We start from the raw sequence: 16,601 nt of genomic DNA, 5'->3' as shown, positions 1-16,601 counted from the left end.
AATGCTAACGGAATGTGTCGCCTTCAAGGCAAAACGGACGAATGTGGCCAAAATCAGGCAATTATGGCGCGATTCTACCGAGGGTTAGTGTTGTCCAGTCAACAATCTCTTCGCGGTGCACAAGATTGATCCCGACCTGTGAATAAACGTCGATCACTTCGTCGGCCTGTTCATTAAGGATACCGGACAGAATCGCGTATCCGCCCGGTTTCAGGTGCGCCGCCATGTCAGGTGCAAGTGCCACCAGCGGCCCCTTGAGAATATTTGCAAACACCAGATCAAAGGGGGCTGCATCCCTGAGCTCCGGGTGATCAAATCCTGCGGCTTCGACACACCGGACCCGGTCAGCGAGACCGTTCGCCGCCGCATTGCTGCGCGCCACATCAACAGCAACCTCATCAATATCGCTGGCCAGAACAGTTTCCGGCCAGATCCGCGCGGCCGCCATCGCCAGCACGGCCGTTCCGCATCCGATGTCAGCAACGTTGTGGCCCACAAACCCGTCCCCCGAAAGGCGGTCAAGCGCACGCAGGCACCCCAGTGTGGTGCCATGATGCCCGGTCCCGAACGCCATCGCCGCCTCGATCAGCAGCGGTTCCGCATCTTCCGGCACTTTGTCCGCATCGTGACTGCCATACACAAAGAACCGTCCTGCCTCGACCGGCGCCAGTTCGCGCCGCACATGCGCCACCCAGTCCGTCTCCGGCAGTTCAGAGACAACAAACGGCTGCGCACCGAGAGCCGTCGCCAGCAGCGTCAGAGCGGTTTCATCCGGCGCTTGGGTAAAATAGCCACCGACTTCCCAAAGGCCCGAATTGTCCTCCACCTCGAAAACGCCGACCCCTGTTGGCTCCGGGTTCAGGTTTTCCATAGCCGCCCCCAGCTTTTCGGCGGCGGCCTTACCCGGCAGGGTCGTCAGTGCAGTGAATGTCGGCATTATCGTCTCCGGTATCTGTCCGGGTTCGCGTAGGGCCGCAAAGGTCCGGCGTCAAGCGCGACGGGTACTTCTGCCCGCAGGCCACAGACAAAACGCCAGCCCCAGACGGCCGATACTGCCCCCACCAGTACACCCGCCGCCGCCTGCCCGTAAATGACACCGGGTGCACCCCAGACCCCGGCCAGCAGGAGAGCCGCGGGCAGGCTGACGGCACCATCCTTGATCCAGTTCAGCACAGCAGACCGGAGCGGTTTGCCCAGTGCATTGAACGCAGCATTGGAAACAAACAGCGCTCCCAGAAAGACGAAGACCCCAACACCTGCGTAGGTAAAGGCCTGCAGCACCCCGGCACCCTCGCCTGTGAGACCAAACCAGCGTACGATGTGTGGTGTGGCCGCCGCGAGCAATGCCCAGGCCGTCAGCGTATAGACCACACAGAAAATCAGCGCATCGCGATAGGTGCTGCGCAGCCTGTCAAACCGGCCGGCACCAAAGTTCTGACCAAAAATACCACCGATGGAGGCCGCAAGTGCAAAGATACCACCAAAGGCAACGACAGTGAGCCGGCCAACCACCGCCCAGGCGGCCACTGCATCATCCCCGAAAGGAGCTATCACAATCGTCAGCAGATAGTTTCCCGCCGGTGTCGCCATCTGCGTCGCAATGGCCGGCACCGCAATGGCCAGATAGACCGGCAGGACACGCAGGATCTGATCCACGCCGGGTCGCGCGATCAGATTGTGCTGACGCGCCGCGAACCAGAGCCCCAGCACCAGCAGCGCAAAACGGAACGCCACCAACCCGACCGCCGCACCATCCAGCCCCCAACCCAGCCCGTAAATCAGAACCGGATCAGTGGTCATCAGCAACGCACCCGACAGCAGCGTTATGTACATCGCCTTAGCCCCATAGCCTTCGGCCCGCAGCGCACCGGAGCAGATAAGCCCAACCGCCATCAGCACCAGCGACGGGACCGTTATCGCAAGATACCGCGCGGCAAGAGCCGCTGTTTCGCCATCCGCTCCCGCCATGGCCACGAGATCATGCCGGAACGCAACAATAAGGGTCGCGACAATCGCCTGCACAGTAACGGCGGTGACGAGGGCCGCGCCTGCCTGAACCCTTGCCTCATTGCGCGCACCGGCCCCGATGCTGCGGGAAATCATAGCCGTTGAGGCAATCATCAGCCCCACGCCGGACGACACCGAGAAAAACTGAATGGCAAAAGCAAATCCGATGGCGGCAACCAGCTGCGGGTCCCCAAGCTGGGCAATCCAGAAAAGATTGGCCGCATCCACCAGAAATACAAACGTGATCCCGAAGGCGCCGGTTGCGGTCATCCGCACCACGTGACCCATCGTTGATCCTGACAGGAACCGTCCTTCGCTCATTCCGCTGGTGCTGCGGCGTATCGGGCAAAGATCGTCTCGTTCCCCTTTTCAGGATGGCGCGGGATCATCATCGCAAGAGTGAATGAAATGCCAGCCATCCCAGCGGCCAGAAAAAATACCGCCGCGGGCGAGACCAGCCACAAAAGCCCCAGCAGAACCGGCAGGAACACAGCGGCAATATGGTTGATCGTAAAGGCCACAGCCGCCGTGGGCGCAATGTCACCCGGGTCAGCAATCTTCTGAAAATAGGTCTTAAGCGCGAGCGCCAGCCCAAAGAAAATGTGATCCACGACATAGAGTGTCGCCGCCACCAGCACACCCCAGCCCAGATAATAGACACCACCATAACACAGAAAAACCGTGACCAGCCCCAGATACTCGAAACCCAGCGTACGCCGTTCTCCGAAATACCCCACGGCGCGGCCGAGCAATGGTGCCACAGCGATGTTGATCACCAGATTGATCAGGTAGAGCGTGGTGATTTCATGCACCTCATAGCCGAATTTCTCGACCATCATGAAGCCGGCAAAAACCACAAAAATCTGCCGGCGGGCGCCAGACATGAACTGCAGCGCGTAATAAAGCCAGTACCGCCTGCGCAGGATCATCTTCTTGATCTGCGGGTTCGGGGCCTCAAACTGCGGATAAGCGACCATGGCGAACACGGCAATGACCACGGTGATACCACCGCCGATCATGTAGACTGTGTTGTAAGTCAGGCCGAGTGTTTCCCACAGGGCCATAATCGCCAGATAGGCCACCAGCGTGGCCGCAGAGCCCGCCGCCAGCAACCAGCCAAGCACCCGTGGCGCTTCTTCTTTTTTCAGCCATTGCAGCTGCAGCGACTGGTTGACCGTTTCATAATAATGAAACCCGATGGAACTCAGCATGGTGATAGTCAGGATCCCGCCCATGGACGGAAACCACGCCGTGACCGCGGTTGCAGCCCCCAGAAGAACGAGTGACACAAGGCCCAGCACCTGCTCACGCAAAAAAATGATGATCGCAATCACTCCGACGGCAAAAAAGCCGGGGATTTCGCGCACCGTATGCAGAAGGCCAATGTCACCGCCATCAAAATCAGCCGCTTCAATCACAAAATTATTGAGCAGCGCCGACCAGGTATTGAAGGCAATCGGCATCGCCAGTGCCATCAGGAACAACAATGCGATCGGCCGACGCCAGAGCGGTAGTTGTTTTGCTTCTTCGAGGCGGACAAAATGGGCCATGAAATCTCTCTACGCCTGTTGCAGCGCGCACGCGAGCCACAATTGCGTGCGCCCGTGCACAGACCTCCGGTCTCCTGCGGTTTCTTCTGGCCGAAAATATCCCCGCCGGAGGCACGTCCTGTCTATGAGACAGGACAAAAATCAATAGAAACTCTGAGGATCGATATCAACTGCCACGCGCAGGTCCCCGCGCAGGCGCAGCTGTGCCACCCAGGAGCTGAGAGCCGCCTGAAGTGGCGCGGATTTTTCGGCCTTGACCAGCAGGCGCACCCTGTGTCGCCCCCGGACACGCGCAACTGGTGCCGGGGCAGGCCCGAACACCTGCGCTCCGATGGACCGCAGCGCCCGGTCCTGCCGCGCCAGCAGATTGCCAGCGTCGAACACCTGCGCCACATCCGTCCCGCTCAGAATGATCCCCGCCATGCGACCATAAGGCGGCACCCCCGCGGCCTCCCGCTCGCGCGCCTCTGCGGCCCAGAACCGCTCCTCTTCGCCGCCCAGAATGGCACGTATCACCGGATGCTCGGGCTGATAGGTCTGCAACACAGCTGTGCCGGGCGCCTCCGCGCGGCCTGCACGTCCGGCCACCTGGCGCATGAGCTGGAATGTCCGCTCAGCCGCCCGCAGATCTGACCCCTGCAGCCCCAGATCGGCGTCAATGACACCGACCAGTGTCAGCTGCGGAAAGTTGTGCCCCTTGGCCACAAGCTGCGTGCCGATGATGATATCGGCACCACCTTCGGCAATCGACACAATTTCCTCCTTCAGCGCCCGGGCCGTGCCGTACATGTCCGAGCTCAGCGTCGCGATCCGGGCCTCCGGAAACAGCGCCGCAGCCTCTTCGCCCAGACGTTCAACACCAGGTCCAACGGGAGCGAGCTTCCCCTCCACCTCACAGGATGGGCACTTCTCCGGCATCGGTTTGGTCTCACCGCACTGATGGCAGACAAGGCGCTTCAGAAACCGGTGTTCCACCATACGCGCATCGCAGTGATCACACCCGATCTGGTGCCCGCAGGCCCGGCACAGGGTGATAGGCGCGTAGCCCCTGCGGTTGATAAAGAGCATCGCCTGCTCACCCCGCTCAAGCCGCTGATCAACCGCATGTTTCAGCGCATCCGAAATCCACCGGGTCGACGGGAGGCTTTCCGCGCGCATGTCAATCGCGCGCATCTCTGGCATGACGGCAGGCCCGAAACGGGACGGCAGATCAAGGCGCTCATATTTTCCGGCCTCTGCATTGGCCCAGGTCTCAAGCGAGGGCGTGGCCGAGGCCAGCACGACATGCGCGCCGCAGATTGATGCGCGCAGCACAGCCATATCCCGCGCGTTATAAAGCACCCCCTCTTCCTGCTTATAGGAGGTGTCATGTTCTTCATCGACCACGATCAGGCCGAGGTTCTGATAGGGCAGGAAAAGCGCAGACCTTGCACCGATGACCAACTGCGCCTGCCCTTCTCCGACCATGCGCCAGATGCGGCGGCGCTCTGTCATGGTTGCCCCGGAATGCCACTCGGCGGGCCGGGTGCCGAACCGTTCCTCGACGCGGGTCAGAAACTCAGCCGTCAGCGCGATTTCAGGTAACAGCACCAGCGCCTGCCGTCCGGCCCGGAGCGCCGCGGCCACCGCCTCCAGATAAACTTCTGTTTTGCCCGACCCCGTCACCCCACGCAGCAGTGTCGTACCATAGCGTTCTGACCGAACCGCCTCCGCCAGACGGTCCGCCCCGGCCTGCTGATCCTCCGTGAGCGTTTTGCCGGGCAGGTCAGGATCGAGCCGGGCAAAAGGCAGATCACGGGGACTGTCTTCTTCCAGCACCGCCCCCTGCGCTACCAGCCCCTTGACCACGGATGTGCCCACCCCGGCCATTTCCGCAAGTTCCCGCAACGTGAAGGACAGATCACCGTATTCCGCCAGAGCCTCTAACACCTTGCGGCGCGCAGCTGTCATCTTGTTCGGCTCCTGAGGCCCGCGACGATAAACCCGCCGCATCGACGGCGGATCGCCCAGGCCCGGCGCACGGGTGGCCATCCGCAACATTGCGGGCATCGGGGTCAGCGTATAATCCGCAGCACGCTCCAGAAAGGCGCGCATTTCGTCGCGCATCGGGGCCACATCCAGCACCCGGCTGACCGATCTGATCTTTGAGAGGTCATAATCTCCCTGTCCCGACCCCCAGACAACGCCGAGAACCTTGCGGGGGCCCAGCGGCACCTCGACATAAGCGCCCGGACGGCACCCGCCTTCGGGCGCACGGTAGTCCAGCGCCCGCCCCAGTGGCTGCGTTGTCAGCACGGCGACAAGCGCGCCCTGGTCGAAATATTCAGGCAGGCTCACCGCGCAGGCTCCGGCTGAATTGGCATTTTCGGGTTTAAGCATGGCAGATCATGCGATAAAGCCAAGCACAAGACGAAATATGTTAGCGTTCACATCTGAGACCAAAGGGAGCATCCGATGAAATTCTTTGTCGACACCGCCGACACACAGGCCATCAGCGAACTCAACGATCTGGGCATGGTGGACGGCGTCACAACCAACCCCTCGCTGATCCTGAAATCCGGCCGCGACATTCTTGAGGTCACGAAAGAAATCTGCGGCATCGTCAGCGGACCGGTCAGCGCCGAAGTTGTCGCGCTGGAAGCCGAAGCGATGATCGCCGAGGGCCGCAAACTGGCCGAAATCGCCGAAAACATCACGGTAAAACTGCCGCTGACGTGGGACGGCCTCAAAGCCTGTAAGGTCCTGTCGGGTGAGGGGAAAATGGTCAATGTGACCCTGTGTTTCTCGGCCAACCAGGCGCTTCTGGCGGCAAAAGCCGGTGCGACATTCATCAGCCCGTTCATCGGCCGGCTGGATGACATCAACCTCGACGGCATGGACCTCATCCAGGATATCCGCACCGTCTATGACAACTACGGGTTTGAAACGGAAATCCTCGCAGCCTCGATCCGCTCGGTGAACCACGTGCAGGAAGCGGCACTGATCGGCGCGGACGTGATGACAGCGCCGCCAGAGGTCATCCGCAAGCTGGCCACACACCCGCTGACCGACAAAGGTCTCGAGCAGTTCATGGCCGACTGGGCCAAAACGGGTCAGAAAATCCTCTGACCTTTTGCGCCGCCGCGGCGGCGCAACCATGTCACAGAAATCTGCCATGATGAATTTCTATGAATTCATGGCAGATTTTTTTGTGCCGCATGTTAAGAAGCGGAAAACAAAGAATACCGGGCAGCAGATGACAACCGAACCAAAAATTCAGGACGCCCTTCGGGCGGCCATTATCTCGCAACCAGATGTCATTCTGGACGACAAAGACGTGATGAATGCGCTTGTCGCGGGCAATGAAAGGGCCATGGGGGCCAATATCGTCGACATGCGTGGCATCGCGATGGAGCGGCTTGAGGCCCGTCTGGACCGGCTGGAGGACACACATCGGTCGGTGATCGCCGCAGCCTATGAAAACCTTGCTGGTACAAACCAGATTCACCGTGCGATCCTGCGTATGCTGGATCCGGTTGATTTTGAAGAATTCCTGAAGGACCTGGGCGGCGAAGTTGCGGAAATCCTCCGCGTCGACCTCGTTCGCCTCGTCCTGGAAACCGATCAGGCCGATGACGTGCCGGGACTTGATCGTCTCGACGGCGTTCTGAGCCTCGCAGAACCGGGTTTTGTGACAGGTTATGTAACCCAGGGCAGAGGCGGCAGCGCCCGACAGGTCACGCTGCGCCAGGTCCAGGGCGACGCAGGCGGCCTCTACGGTGAAAAAGTGGACTGGATCAGGTCAGAAGCCTGCCTCAGGCTGGATTTCGGCCCAGGTAAGCTGCCCGGCATGCTCGTGCTTGGTGCGGAGGACCCCCACATGTTCGGCCCGCAACAGGGCGCTGACCTTCTGATGTTTTTCGCAGGCGTGTTCGAACGGATCATGCGCCGCTGGCTGTCATGACCCTGATCAGCCCGGCAGCAGGCGACGCGCTTGAAACCTGGCTGACACATCAGCGCGCGCTGAAAGGTGCGGCGGAAAACACGCTGACAGCCTACCGCGGCGATGTTGTTGAATTCCTGAGTTTTTTGACCGCGCACAAAGGCGAGCCTCAGGGCTTGCGCGCGATTGCCGCGATTTCCCTCAGCGATATGCGCTCATGGATGGCCCATACGCGCGCGGCAGGCGTCAGCCCACGGTCACTGGCCCGCAAACTCTCGGCGGTGAAGGTGTTTTACAGATGGCTGGCGGAACGTGAGGGGTTTGAACCCACCGCTGTACTGTCGGCCAGGGCTCCGAAGTTCCGCAACAAACTGCCGCGCCCACTCGCCGAGGATGCAGCACGCGGCCTGATTGACGCCATTGAACTGCAGTCCGAAACGCCCTGGGTTGCAGCGCGCGATGTGGCTGTGGTGACGCTCCTGTGGGGGTGCGGGCTGCGCATCTCCGAAGCCCTGTCCCTGACGGGCGCAGATACCCCGCTGCCCGACAGCCTGCGTATAGCGGGCAAGGGCGGGAAAGAACGTCTGGTGCCTGTTCTGCCTGCTGCACGGGATGCAGTGGATACCTATGTCCGGCTCAGCCCCTGGAACACCGGCCCCGAAGATCCGCTGTTTCGCGGGGTGCGTGGCGGTGCGCTGGCGCCCGGAGCAATCCAGAAGGTGATGGCGCAGGCGCGCATGCAGCTGGGTCTGCCATCGAGTGCAACGCCCCATGCCATGCGGCACAGCTTTGCCACCCACCTGCTGAACGCAGGGGGCGACCTGCGCGCGATCCAGGAACTTCTGGGCCATGCATCGCTCTCCACGACGCAGGCCTATACGGCCGTCGATACAGCGCGCCTGATGGACGTCTACGACCGGACGCATCCCCGCTCCTGACTACCTCACCATTTCGTGTGCAAAGGTGATGCCTGTTTTTTGAGCAGCCGTGCCAGAGTTCCGGCGGCATACAATTGCATACAAATACGACCGAGGGGACACAGAACCATGAAACACACAGCAACCATCCTGGCAGCCACCTGTTTCGCAGTGCTCGGCGGCAGCGCTTCTGCCGCTGACTGCGCCTATATCGCCGAAAGCCCTTTTGATCTCGAACAATCCGAAGTCAACGCTCTCTACGACTGCGTCAAGGACAAGATGGCCGAAGGATACGCCAAAGAAGGCGATGAAATCGGCTCCGTCTACAGAACGTGGGCGGTTACCGCGACAGCTCCCGCCGTGCAGGGCGCGCACAGCAAACGCGCGCTGCTGACATTTGCGAATGATATCGCGGCGGAACAATATCTGAAATTCGAGGAAGAAGGTGTCGTGATGCCGGTGGGCTCTGTGCTTGCCAAGGAAAGCGTGACCTTCTCCAAAAAGAAAAAACAGCCCGCCCCGGCCCGCTGTTCATTATGACCAAGGTCGCCGCCGGTGAAGCACCCGAAACCAACGACTGGGTGTATGGCGGCCTGCAGCCAAACGGCAAGCCGATGAAGTTCAAGCAGGCGTTCTGCCATGACTGCCACACAGCCTGGGAAGATCAGGATTATCTCGCCTATCCGGTTGAGGACGTCCGCATCGGAAACTGATCCCCGATCAGACAATGGGAAGGCCCGCAGCCGCGCGCTGTGGGCCTTTTTGTTTTGCATCCCCCGCGTGCATACGGCAATAAGCCTGCATGACTGTTAGGTTCCGCGCCCTGTGCGTACATCTGCTGACGGCAACGGGCGCCGTTTTTGCAATGCTGGCCATGCTGGCCGCGGTCGACGAGAAATGGGACCTGATGTTCCTCTGGCTCGTGGTTGCCTTCTTCGTCGACGGGATCGACGGACCGCTCGCCCGGAAATACCATGTCAAAAAGAATGCACCCGAATTTGACGGTGTGCTTCTGGACCTGATCATTGACTATCTGACCTACGTCTTCATTCCGGCTTTTGCGCTCTTTAAATCCGGGTTGATGGACGGTTGGACAGGTTGGTTTGCGATCATCATTATCACCTTTGCCAGCGCCATGTATTTCGCGGATACGCGCATGAAAACAAAGGACAACTCTTTCTCCGGCTTCCCCGGATGCTGGAATATGCTGGTGCTGGTGATCTTTGCGCTCGAGCCAAATTTCTGGGTCAGCCTGGCGCTGGTCAGCGCGCTGGCCGTGGCAATGTTCCTGCCGCTGAAATTCGTGCACCCGGTCCGGACCGAGCGCTGGCGGCTGATCACGCTGCCCATGGCCATTGCCTGGACCTTTTTTGCCGGCTGGGCCGCCTGGGTCGATTTTCATCCTGAGAGCTGGGCGCACTGGGGTCTGGTGATCACCAGCGTCTATCTGATTTTTGCCGGGATCGCACAGCAGATCATCCCGTCACGCGCCAGCTGATCCGCCTCAGATCAGAAACCCGCCCGCACGCTCGTGGCGCAGCAGGGACACTTTCGTTTCAACGCCGCCCGCGCCCGAAAACCCGGTCAGGCCCTTTGCCCCCATGACCCGGTGGCAGGGAATGATGATCGCGATGGGATTGCCGCCACAGGCGCCACCCACAGCCTGCGCAGGTGCAGACAGACGTTTTGCAATATCGCCATAGGTAACGGTTTCACCGAACGGAATGCGCTGCATCTCGGCGCAAACCGCCTGCTGGAATGCTGATCCGGTCACCCGCAGCGGAAGATCGAATGCCTCCAGGTCTCCCGCATCATACGCGCGCAGCTGACGGGCCGCTTCGTCCAGCACGTCAGTGTCTGCTTCCTCTTCTGACCTGCCCCAGGTCAGACGCGTGATCGCGCCATCAGCTTCGGTCAGGATCAACGACCCAAATTGTGTCTCAACAGTTTTCTGTTTCATGCGCTGATGCTGGCCGGACCGCCGCGCGTATTCAACCCGAAACCTGAGCTTTCAGAAGCAGCAGGCCCGCCACTGCGCCCGGAAAGACCGTTCACTAAAGGTCCCGTGTCCGTGCCCAAGGCCTTTAACCAGTACCCGCGTACTAGGAGATGTAGCGGAAACCGACTTTCGTGTTATGGTGGTGCTTGAAGGATACAGGACCACCGCTGTGACGCACCTGAAAAAAACTGCTGAGCTTCCCGTGAAAGTCCAACCGGTTGGCGCGGCTGCGCGACACGCCCGGGGGTCACGCCTGGCACAACTCGCTGCGGCGGCACAGGTCAGCCCCGTGGTGCAACGACTTGAAACAGTGAAACGGCGCGGGAATTCCCGTGAACCAGGCGTTGTACAGCGTGCCGCCTATTCCGTCACTCGCGATCTGCCGCTTGAGACCCATTATTCCCTGATTTCGGCGGACAACGCGCGCAAAACGATGCTGAACACGCTGCGCAATCAGTTTCCGCTCGACCCGATCATTGAACAGCAGGCAAAGAGCGAAAAGTGGGACAATGCCAGAAAAGACCTGAGCCGCGCACCCGAATTCGCCGTGAAAAAACAGGAGCTGGAGCAACAGGTCAGCAACGCGCCGGCACAATACGCGGATACCGACAGCGGCACACGCGAACCGGGGAAAAAGCCAGAGGAACAACCCTATAATGTCGCCAAGCTTTGGGTTGCAGGGGCGCATGTCAAAGGGCTGCGCGTCGCCTCAGACCGCGGTCGGAAAAATACACCGGAATCGGCCCTGACCAAACAGGTGACCGGTACCAAGGACTGGACAGGTGCGCATCTGATCAAGCGCGAATGGGGCGGTGAAGACAATATGCTGAACGTTGTCTGCTGGCCCGACCAGGCCGAGAAGGACTGGGGCACGGGTTTTGAGGAACCGGTTGAGCTGGCCTTTGCGACGCGTGCGCGGCGCGAGATCGACATCAGCGTGCGCGTGGACAAAGAGGATGAGGCGATCAAAAGGGAGGATATTGCCGACACGATCAAGGACGCCACCGCAGATCCCACCACAAAGCTGAACAAACACATTCTGGGCAAGGCAGAAGTCGGCCGCATGGATGCGAACCGCGGAATCGAACGTATCCCCGTGGCAGCCCGCGGCCATTCCGCGCTCGGGACTGTATCCTTTGACAAGTCAGTGACCAAATGGGACGAAGCGAGGACAGCGGCACTTAAGAAGTTGCAGCGGACGCTTACCGGGATGAAACACGCCAGATTCGACGACGAATACATCCCAAAGGACCCATCAGAGCACGCCCGCGATGCACAGGGAACCCGTACCGCTGAACGCGAAGAAGCGGCACGGGAGGAAACATACAACTACCGCAAGGACATCTACAAAGTGACCTGAAGGAGACGCAGGACGCGCCTCTCCCCAGTCCGTTCAGCTGACTGCCGTATCGCAGCGGCCGCAGACACCTTCGTGGGCATGGGTGCCAACATCCGGCAGCACCTTCCAGCAGCGCGCGCATTTTCCGCCCTTTGCAGGCGCAAAGACCACGGCCACCCCGGTCACTTCCGGCAGTGTAAAGGCGTCCTCCGGAGCCTCATCACCGCTGACTGTGATCTGCGACGTGATGCAGATGTCCTCAAACGGCAGCGCACTGAGCGCGTCCCGCAGGCCCTCGTCCGCGACATAAACCGTCGGTGCCGCCTCCAGCGATGCGCCGATGACCTTGTTGGTCCGCTCGATCTCCAGCGCCGCGGTCACGACCCGGCGGGCAGCCCGGATACCGGCCCATTTCTGCGCCAGAGCCTCATTCCGCCATGCCTCCGGCGTCTCAGGGAAATCAACAAGATGCACCGAACTCTGATCGCCCGGAAACCGCTCCAGCCAGACTTCCTCCATCGTGAACACCATAATGGGTGCCAGCCAGGTCGTCAGGCGGTGGAACAGCAGGTCCAGCACGGTACGTGCGGCACGCCGCTGAACAGTATCCCCGTCGCAATAGAGCGCGTCTTTGCGCACATCGAAATAGAAAGCCGACAGATCCACCGTGGCAAAGGTAAAGACCGCCTGCCAGACGCCCTGGAAATCAAACCGCGCATAGCCGTCCCGCACGGTCTTATCCAGCTCGGCCAGGAGGTGCAGCACCCATTGTTCCAGCTCCGGCATGTCCGCAGGTTCAACACGATCGGCGTCTGTGAAATCGGCAAGCGATCCAAGCATATAGCGCATCGTGTTGCGCAGCCGGCGATACCCGTCAGCCACCCCTTTCAGGATTTCCGGGCCAATCCGCTGGTCCAGCGTGTAATCCGTCTGCGCCACCCAAAGTCGCAGGATATCCGCACCATACTGCTGTACGACCTTCTCAGGCACGATGGTATTGCCCAGAGATTTGGACATCTTCATGCCCTTCTCATCCAGCGTGAAACCATGCGTAACCACGTTACGGTAAGGCGCACGCCCCGTCGTTCCCACAGACTGCAGCAGCGAGGAATGGAACCAGCCGCGGTGCTGGTCGGTGCCTTCCATGTACACATCCGCGATACCGTCATCGGTGCCGTCGTTACGGTCTCGCAGCGTGAAGGCATGCGTCGACCCGCTGTCGAACCATACGTCCAGAATGTCCATCACCTGGGTATATTCATCCGGGTTCACGATACCGCCCAGAAAGCGCTCTTTGGCACCCTCTTCGTACCATGCATCCGCACCCTCGGCTTCAAAGGCGTCAATGATCCGCTGGTTGACCTCTTCATTGCGCAGCAGATAATCCGGGTCGGTCGGCAGCACGCCATTCTTTGTGAAGCAGGTCAGCGGTACACCCCAGGCGCGCTGGCGCGAGAGCACCCAGTCCGGCCGAGCTTCCATCATGGAATGCAGACGGTTACGCCCCGACTGCGGTGTCCAGTTTACCCGGTCGATCTCGCGCAGCGCACGCGACCGGATCGTGAAAGTATCTTCCCCGATCGTGAGATCCCGGTCGATGGCGGCAAACCACTGCGGGGTGTTGCGGTAGATCACCGGTGCCTTTGAGCGCCAGGAATGCGGATAGGAGTGTTTGATCTTGCCGCGTGCAAGCAGGCCGCCCACCTCCGCCAGCTTGTCGATCACAACCTTGTTCGCTGTCCCCTCGCCGCCTTTGCGGCTGAGGATATAGTTACCACCGAAAAGCGGCAGACTGTCACGGAACTTGCCGTCATCGGTCACGTTGTAGGTGATGACCTCTTCCAGCATTCCCAGATCGCGGTAGAGCTCATATTCCTCCATACCGTGAGACGGGGCGCAATGCACAAAGCCCGTGCCTTCTTCGTCCGAGACGAACTCAGCGGCGCGGAAATCCCTGACCTGATCCCATTCGGCATCCCCCTTCCACACCGGAAAGCGGATGGCGCAGACTGATTGTGGCCAGCACATCAGTAGGAACATCGAGAACCCGCCGGTACATACCTTCTTCAAGGCGCGCTTTCTGGAAAACCGCGTCAGCCAGCTTGTCGGCTACGATGTAGTATTCGCCCGCACTGACCCAGCATTCTTCGGGTGTATCCGTCACCTCATAAAGCCCGTATGAAATGCCTTCGCCGTAGACCACCGCCTTGTTGGACGGGATCGTCCAAGGGGTGGTCGTCCAGATCACAACGAACGCATTGTCAATGCGGATATCCCGCGGTTTATCCAGTCCGACCTTACCAGTTCCACCCTCAGCAACCGGGAATTTCACCCAGATCGTGAAGCTTTCCTTGTCGTGATACTCGACCTCTGCCTCGGCCAGCGCCGTCTGCTCGACCGGCGACCACATCACGGGCTTTGAGCCCTGATAAAGCGTGCCGTTCATCAGGAACTTCATGAACTCCTCGGCAATCACACGCTCGGCATGGAAATCCATCGTCAGATAGGGCTCAGCCCAGTTGCCTGTCACACCAAGGCGTTTGAACTCCTCGCGCTGCACATCAACCCAGCCAGCCGCGAACTGACGGCATTCAGCGCGGAATTCGTTGATCGGCACTTCGTCCTTGTTCTTGCCCTTCTTGCGGTACTGTTCCTCGATCTTCCACTCGATGGGCAGACCATGACAGTCCCAGCCGGGGATATAACGCGCATCAAATCCCATCATCTGATGCGACCGCACAATCATATCCTTGATGGTCTTGTTCAGCGCGTGCCCGATGTGCAGATGCCCGTTGGCATAGGGCGGGCCGTCGTGCAGCGTAAAAGGTGCACGACCCTGTTTTTCGCGCAGACGGTCATAAACACCGATCTCCTGCCAGCGTTCCAGCCAGCCAGGCTCGCGTTTCGGCAGACCCGCACGCATCGGAAACTCAGTGCGCGGCAGGTTCAGTGTGGATTTATAGTCAGGGGTTTGCGGTGTGTCGGCGCACATTTCGGGCGTCCTTCAGTCAGAGATCATCAATGGGAAAAGCAGTCGGTGCGGGAAACTCAGACACCTTGGCCCGGCGTCTCATGGATCAGAGCGCCGGGGATGTAATTCGTATAATGATCACGGGAGCATGCATCATGCGCGCCTTATACGCAGCCCCTCAGCCGCGGGCAAGGCCCTGACCGGCCCGCAGGCGATGGTTTCTTCTGGCCGGAAATATCCCGGGGGAGGTGCGGCACGCACCGGGGGCAGCGCCCCCTCATCCGTTCACATGCGCCCAGACTTCTGCCATCACAACCGACCCCTCGCCAACGGCCGACGCCACCCGCTTGACCGACCCCGACCGCACGTCGCCAACCGCAAACACACCAGGCAGCGATGTCTCATACTGCGACCGCCCCCCACACTCTGCACCGGTGCACACAAACCCCCGGTCATCCAGTGTGACCAGCCCGGATAACCACCCGGTGTTCGGCGCTGCCCCCACCATCACAAACAGCGAGGACGTGCGCAGGTCCCAGTCCTGCCCCGAGGCCTTGTCATGGATGGTTATGCTTTCCAGCTGCCCCTCTCCGTGCAACGCGCAGACTTCTGTCCGGGTATGCACGGTGATCCGCGGGTGTGTTTCCAGCCGCTGCAGCAGGTAATCCGACATCGAACTGGCCAGTCCCGCGCCGCGCACCAGCACATGCACATGCCGGGTGGTGCGCGCCAGAAACATCGCTGCCTGCCCGGCCGAATTGCCGCCACCGATTACCGCGACCTCACTGTCGCGGCACCAGCGCGCCTCGACCTCTGTCGCGGCATAATAGACACCGGCATTCTCCAGCCGCTCCAGCCCGTCGAGCGGCATCCGACGGTACTGCACCCCCGTTGCCACAATAAGCGCCTTAGCAGAAACCTCCTGACCATCATCAAGCGTGACGTGGAAAGACTTCTCTTCGCACTGACGCAGTTTCTCAACGCGGCGCGGCACTGAAAAACGCGTGCCGAATTTCATCGCCTGAACCTCACCGCGCCCGACCAGATCGCCACCCGAAATCCCGGTGGGAAATCCCATATAGTTTTCAATCCGGCTCGATGTCCCCGCCTGCCCCCCGATTGCCAGATCTTCCAGCACCAGTGCGCGCAGCCCCTCCGCACCGGCGTAAACGGCCGCGGCAACGCCCGCCGGCCCCCCACCAACGATCAGCACATCGAAGGTGCCCGCATCGCCCAGCTTCAGATCAAGCCCCAGCGCTTCGGCCACCGCGCGAGGAGTTGGCGGATCAATTTTCTGCTCTTTGCCAAACAGAACACCCGGGTGCGCGCGGTCGATCCCACATTGCGCGGCCAGCGCCATGGCCTCTTCAGAATCCGCTGAAATCTCGCGGTATGGGATCCGGTTGCGGGCTGCAAACCCCGCCACCTGCCGGATATCGCGGCTGATCTCCGGCCCGATCAGCGTCAGCGCCCCATCCGATTCCCGCAGCGCTCGCTGACGCCGCGCGGCCAGCACCGTCACGATAATGTCGCTCATCTCCGGCACATCAGACATCAGCTGCAGCATCTCGGCGCGCGGCACACACAGAAGCTCACTGTCCACCACCGCACGCGCACCCGCCAGCGCCACACCGCCCGACAGAAACTGCAGTTCACCAAAAAACTGACCCGGTCCCAGCGTGGCCGCCCCGATACGTTCCATCGTGCGCGGGCTGATCGCCTCCACCTCACCGGAAATCACATAATGAAAGAGCTCGGTGGCACGGGCAGGCTCCTGCACGATCTCACCCGCGCGGAACTTCAGCGTCTTTCCGACCCGTCGCATCAGCGCCACATGCGCGGGCTCCAGCGGCCTGCGCACCATTGTTGCAAGATCAGCGGCAAAACTTTCCATCG

General features: G+C 60.6%; 13 protein-coding genes and 1 pseudogene. 7 read left to right on the top strand and 7 right to left on the bottom strand.

Annotated features, from left to right (window positions below):
• Positions 1–61: 61 nt before the first annotated feature.
• From ACZ1HA_RS03270 to ACZ1HA_RS03255, 4 genes are all read right to left on the bottom strand, one after another.
• Positions 62–937, bottom strand: a complete 876-nt coding sequence (locus tag ACZ1HA_RS03270; protein WP_472712854.1) for a 50S ribosomal protein L11 methyltransferase — start codon at positions 935–937, stop codon at positions 62–64.
• Entirely contained in the window at positions 937–2,328 is a 1,392-nt protein-coding gene (locus tag ACZ1HA_RS03265; protein WP_472712853.1) for an MATE family efflux transporter, read from the bottom strand. The genes ACZ1HA_RS03270 and ACZ1HA_RS03265 overlap by 1 nt, the downstream gene beginning before the upstream one ends.
• Positions 2,325–3,557, bottom strand: a complete 1,233-nt coding sequence (locus ACZ1HA_RS03260) for an MFS transporter (protein ID WP_472712852.1) — start codon at positions 3,555–3,557, stop codon at positions 2,325–2,327. Before ACZ1HA_RS03260 ends, ACZ1HA_RS03265 begins: the two co-directional genes overlap by 4 nt.
• A 141-nt stretch (positions 3,558–3,698) precedes the next feature.
• Entirely contained in the window at positions 3,699–5,936 is a 2,238-nt protein-coding gene (locus ACZ1HA_RS03255) for a primosomal protein N' (RefSeq protein WP_472712851.1), read from the bottom strand.
• A 75-nt stretch (positions 5,937–6,011) separates the two neighbouring features.
• Between ACZ1HA_RS03255 and fsa the strand changes: the two genes are divergently transcribed.
• From fsa to ACZ1HA_RS03225, 6 genes are all read left to right on the top strand, one after another.
• Entirely contained in the window at positions 6,012–6,665 is a 654-nt protein-coding gene (fsa, locus tag ACZ1HA_RS03250; protein WP_472712850.1) for a fructose-6-phosphate aldolase, read from the top strand.
• A 127-nt stretch (positions 6,666–6,792) separates the two neighbouring features.
• Positions 6,793–7,500, top strand: a complete 708-nt coding sequence (locus tag ACZ1HA_RS03245) for a DUF484 family protein (RefSeq protein ID WP_375230879.1) — start codon at positions 6,793–6,795, stop codon at positions 7,498–7,500.
• Entirely contained in the window at positions 7,497–8,417 is a 921-nt protein-coding gene (locus ACZ1HA_RS03240; protein ID WP_472712849.1) for a tyrosine recombinase XerC, read from the top strand. Before ACZ1HA_RS03245 ends, ACZ1HA_RS03240 begins: the two co-directional genes overlap by 4 nt.
• Positions 8,418–8,525: 108 nt before the next feature.
• Positions 8,526–8,936 (top strand): hypothetical protein, encoded by a 411-nt coding sequence (locus ACZ1HA_RS03235; protein WP_472712848.1) that lies wholly within the window; start codon positions 8,526–8,528, stop codon positions 8,934–8,936.
• Positions 8,933–9,109: a hypothetical protein gene (locus ACZ1HA_RS03230; protein ID WP_375228395.1), complete on the top strand. Its 177-nt coding sequence runs from the start codon at positions 8,933–8,935 to the stop codon at positions 9,107–9,109. Before ACZ1HA_RS03235 ends, ACZ1HA_RS03230 begins: the two co-directional genes overlap by 4 nt.
• Before the next feature lie 89 nt (positions 9,110–9,198).
• Positions 9,199–9,894, top strand: coding sequence for a CDP-alcohol phosphatidyltransferase family protein (locus ACZ1HA_RS03225; protein WP_375228396.1), 696 nt, complete (start codon positions 9,199–9,201; stop codon positions 9,892–9,894).
• Positions 9,895–9,900: 6 nt separating this feature from the next.
• Here the strand turns inward: ACZ1HA_RS03225 and ACZ1HA_RS03220 are convergent, their stop codons facing one another.
• Positions 9,901–10,356, bottom strand: coding sequence for a methylated-DNA--[protein]-cysteine S-methyltransferase (locus ACZ1HA_RS03220; protein ID WP_472712847.1), 456 nt, complete (start codon positions 10,354–10,356; stop codon positions 9,901–9,903).
• 208 nt (positions 10,357–10,564) lie between these two features.
• On the opposite strand from ACZ1HA_RS03220, the gene ACZ1HA_RS03215 reads away from it, so the two are divergent.
• Entirely contained in the window at positions 10,565–11,755 is a 1,191-nt protein-coding gene (locus tag ACZ1HA_RS03215; RefSeq protein WP_472712846.1) for a hypothetical protein, read from the top strand.
• 33 nt (positions 11,756–11,788) lie between these two features.
• On the opposite strand, the pseudogene ileS reads toward ACZ1HA_RS03215, so the two are convergent.
• Both ileS and ACZ1HA_RS03205 read right to left on the bottom strand, forming a co-directional pair.
• A pseudogene (gene ileS, locus ACZ1HA_RS03210) lies at positions 11,789–14,726 on the bottom strand (isoleucine--tRNA ligase).
• Positions 14,727–14,982: 256 nt separating this feature from the next.
• The gene (locus tag ACZ1HA_RS03205) at positions 14,983–16,599 is read right to left on the bottom strand and encodes an FAD-dependent oxidoreductase (RefSeq protein ID WP_472712845.1); all 1,617 of its coding nucleotides are present in this window, start codon (positions 16,597–16,599) and stop codon (positions 14,983–14,985) included.
• Positions 16,600–16,601 lie beyond the last annotated feature (2 nt).

It is taken from the genome of Roseobacter sp. S87, assembly GCF_055693285.1.
This window is presented reverse-complemented; position numbering and strand designations above follow the sequence as displayed.

Coding starts and splice junctions, on each gene's coding strand:
- ACZ1HA_RS03270 (WP_472712854.1), bottom strand. CDS start 937: ATGCCGACATTCACTGCACTGACGACCCTGCCGGGTAAGGCCGCCGCC.
- ACZ1HA_RS03265 (WP_472712853.1), bottom strand. CDS start 2,328: ATGAGCGAAGGACGGTTCCTGTCAGGATCAACGATGGGTCACGTGGTG.
- ACZ1HA_RS03260 (WP_472712852.1), bottom strand. CDS start 3,557: ATGGCCCATTTTGTCCGCCTCGAAGAAGCAAAACAACTACCGCTCTGG.
- ACZ1HA_RS03255 (WP_472712851.1), bottom strand. CDS start 5,936: ATGCTTAAACCCGAAAATGCCAATTCAGCCGGAGCCTGCGCGGTGAGC.
- fsa (WP_472712850.1), top strand. CDS start 6,012: ATGAAATTCTTTGTCGACACCGCCGACACACAGGCCATCAGCGAACTC.
- ACZ1HA_RS03245 (WP_375230879.1), top strand. CDS start 6,793: ATGACAACCGAACCAAAAATTCAGGACGCCCTTCGGGCGGCCATTATC.
- ACZ1HA_RS03240 (WP_472712849.1), top strand. CDS start 7,497: ATGACCCTGATCAGCCCGGCAGCAGGCGACGCGCTTGAAACCTGGCTG.
- ACZ1HA_RS03235 (WP_472712848.1), top strand. CDS start 8,526: ATGAAACACACAGCAACCATCCTGGCAGCCACCTGTTTCGCAGTGCTC.
- ACZ1HA_RS03230 (WP_375228395.1), top strand. CDS start 8,933: ATGACCAAGGTCGCCGCCGGTGAAGCACCCGAAACCAACGACTGGGTG.
- ACZ1HA_RS03225 (WP_375228396.1), top strand. CDS start 9,199: ATGACTGTTAGGTTCCGCGCCCTGTGCGTACATCTGCTGACGGCAACG.
- ACZ1HA_RS03220 (WP_472712847.1), bottom strand. CDS start 10,356: ATGAAACAGAAAACTGTTGAGACACAATTTGGGTCGTTGATCCTGACC.
- ACZ1HA_RS03205 (WP_472712845.1), bottom strand. CDS start 16,599: ATGGAAAGTTTTGCCGCTGATCTTGCAACAATGGTGCGCAGGCCGCTG.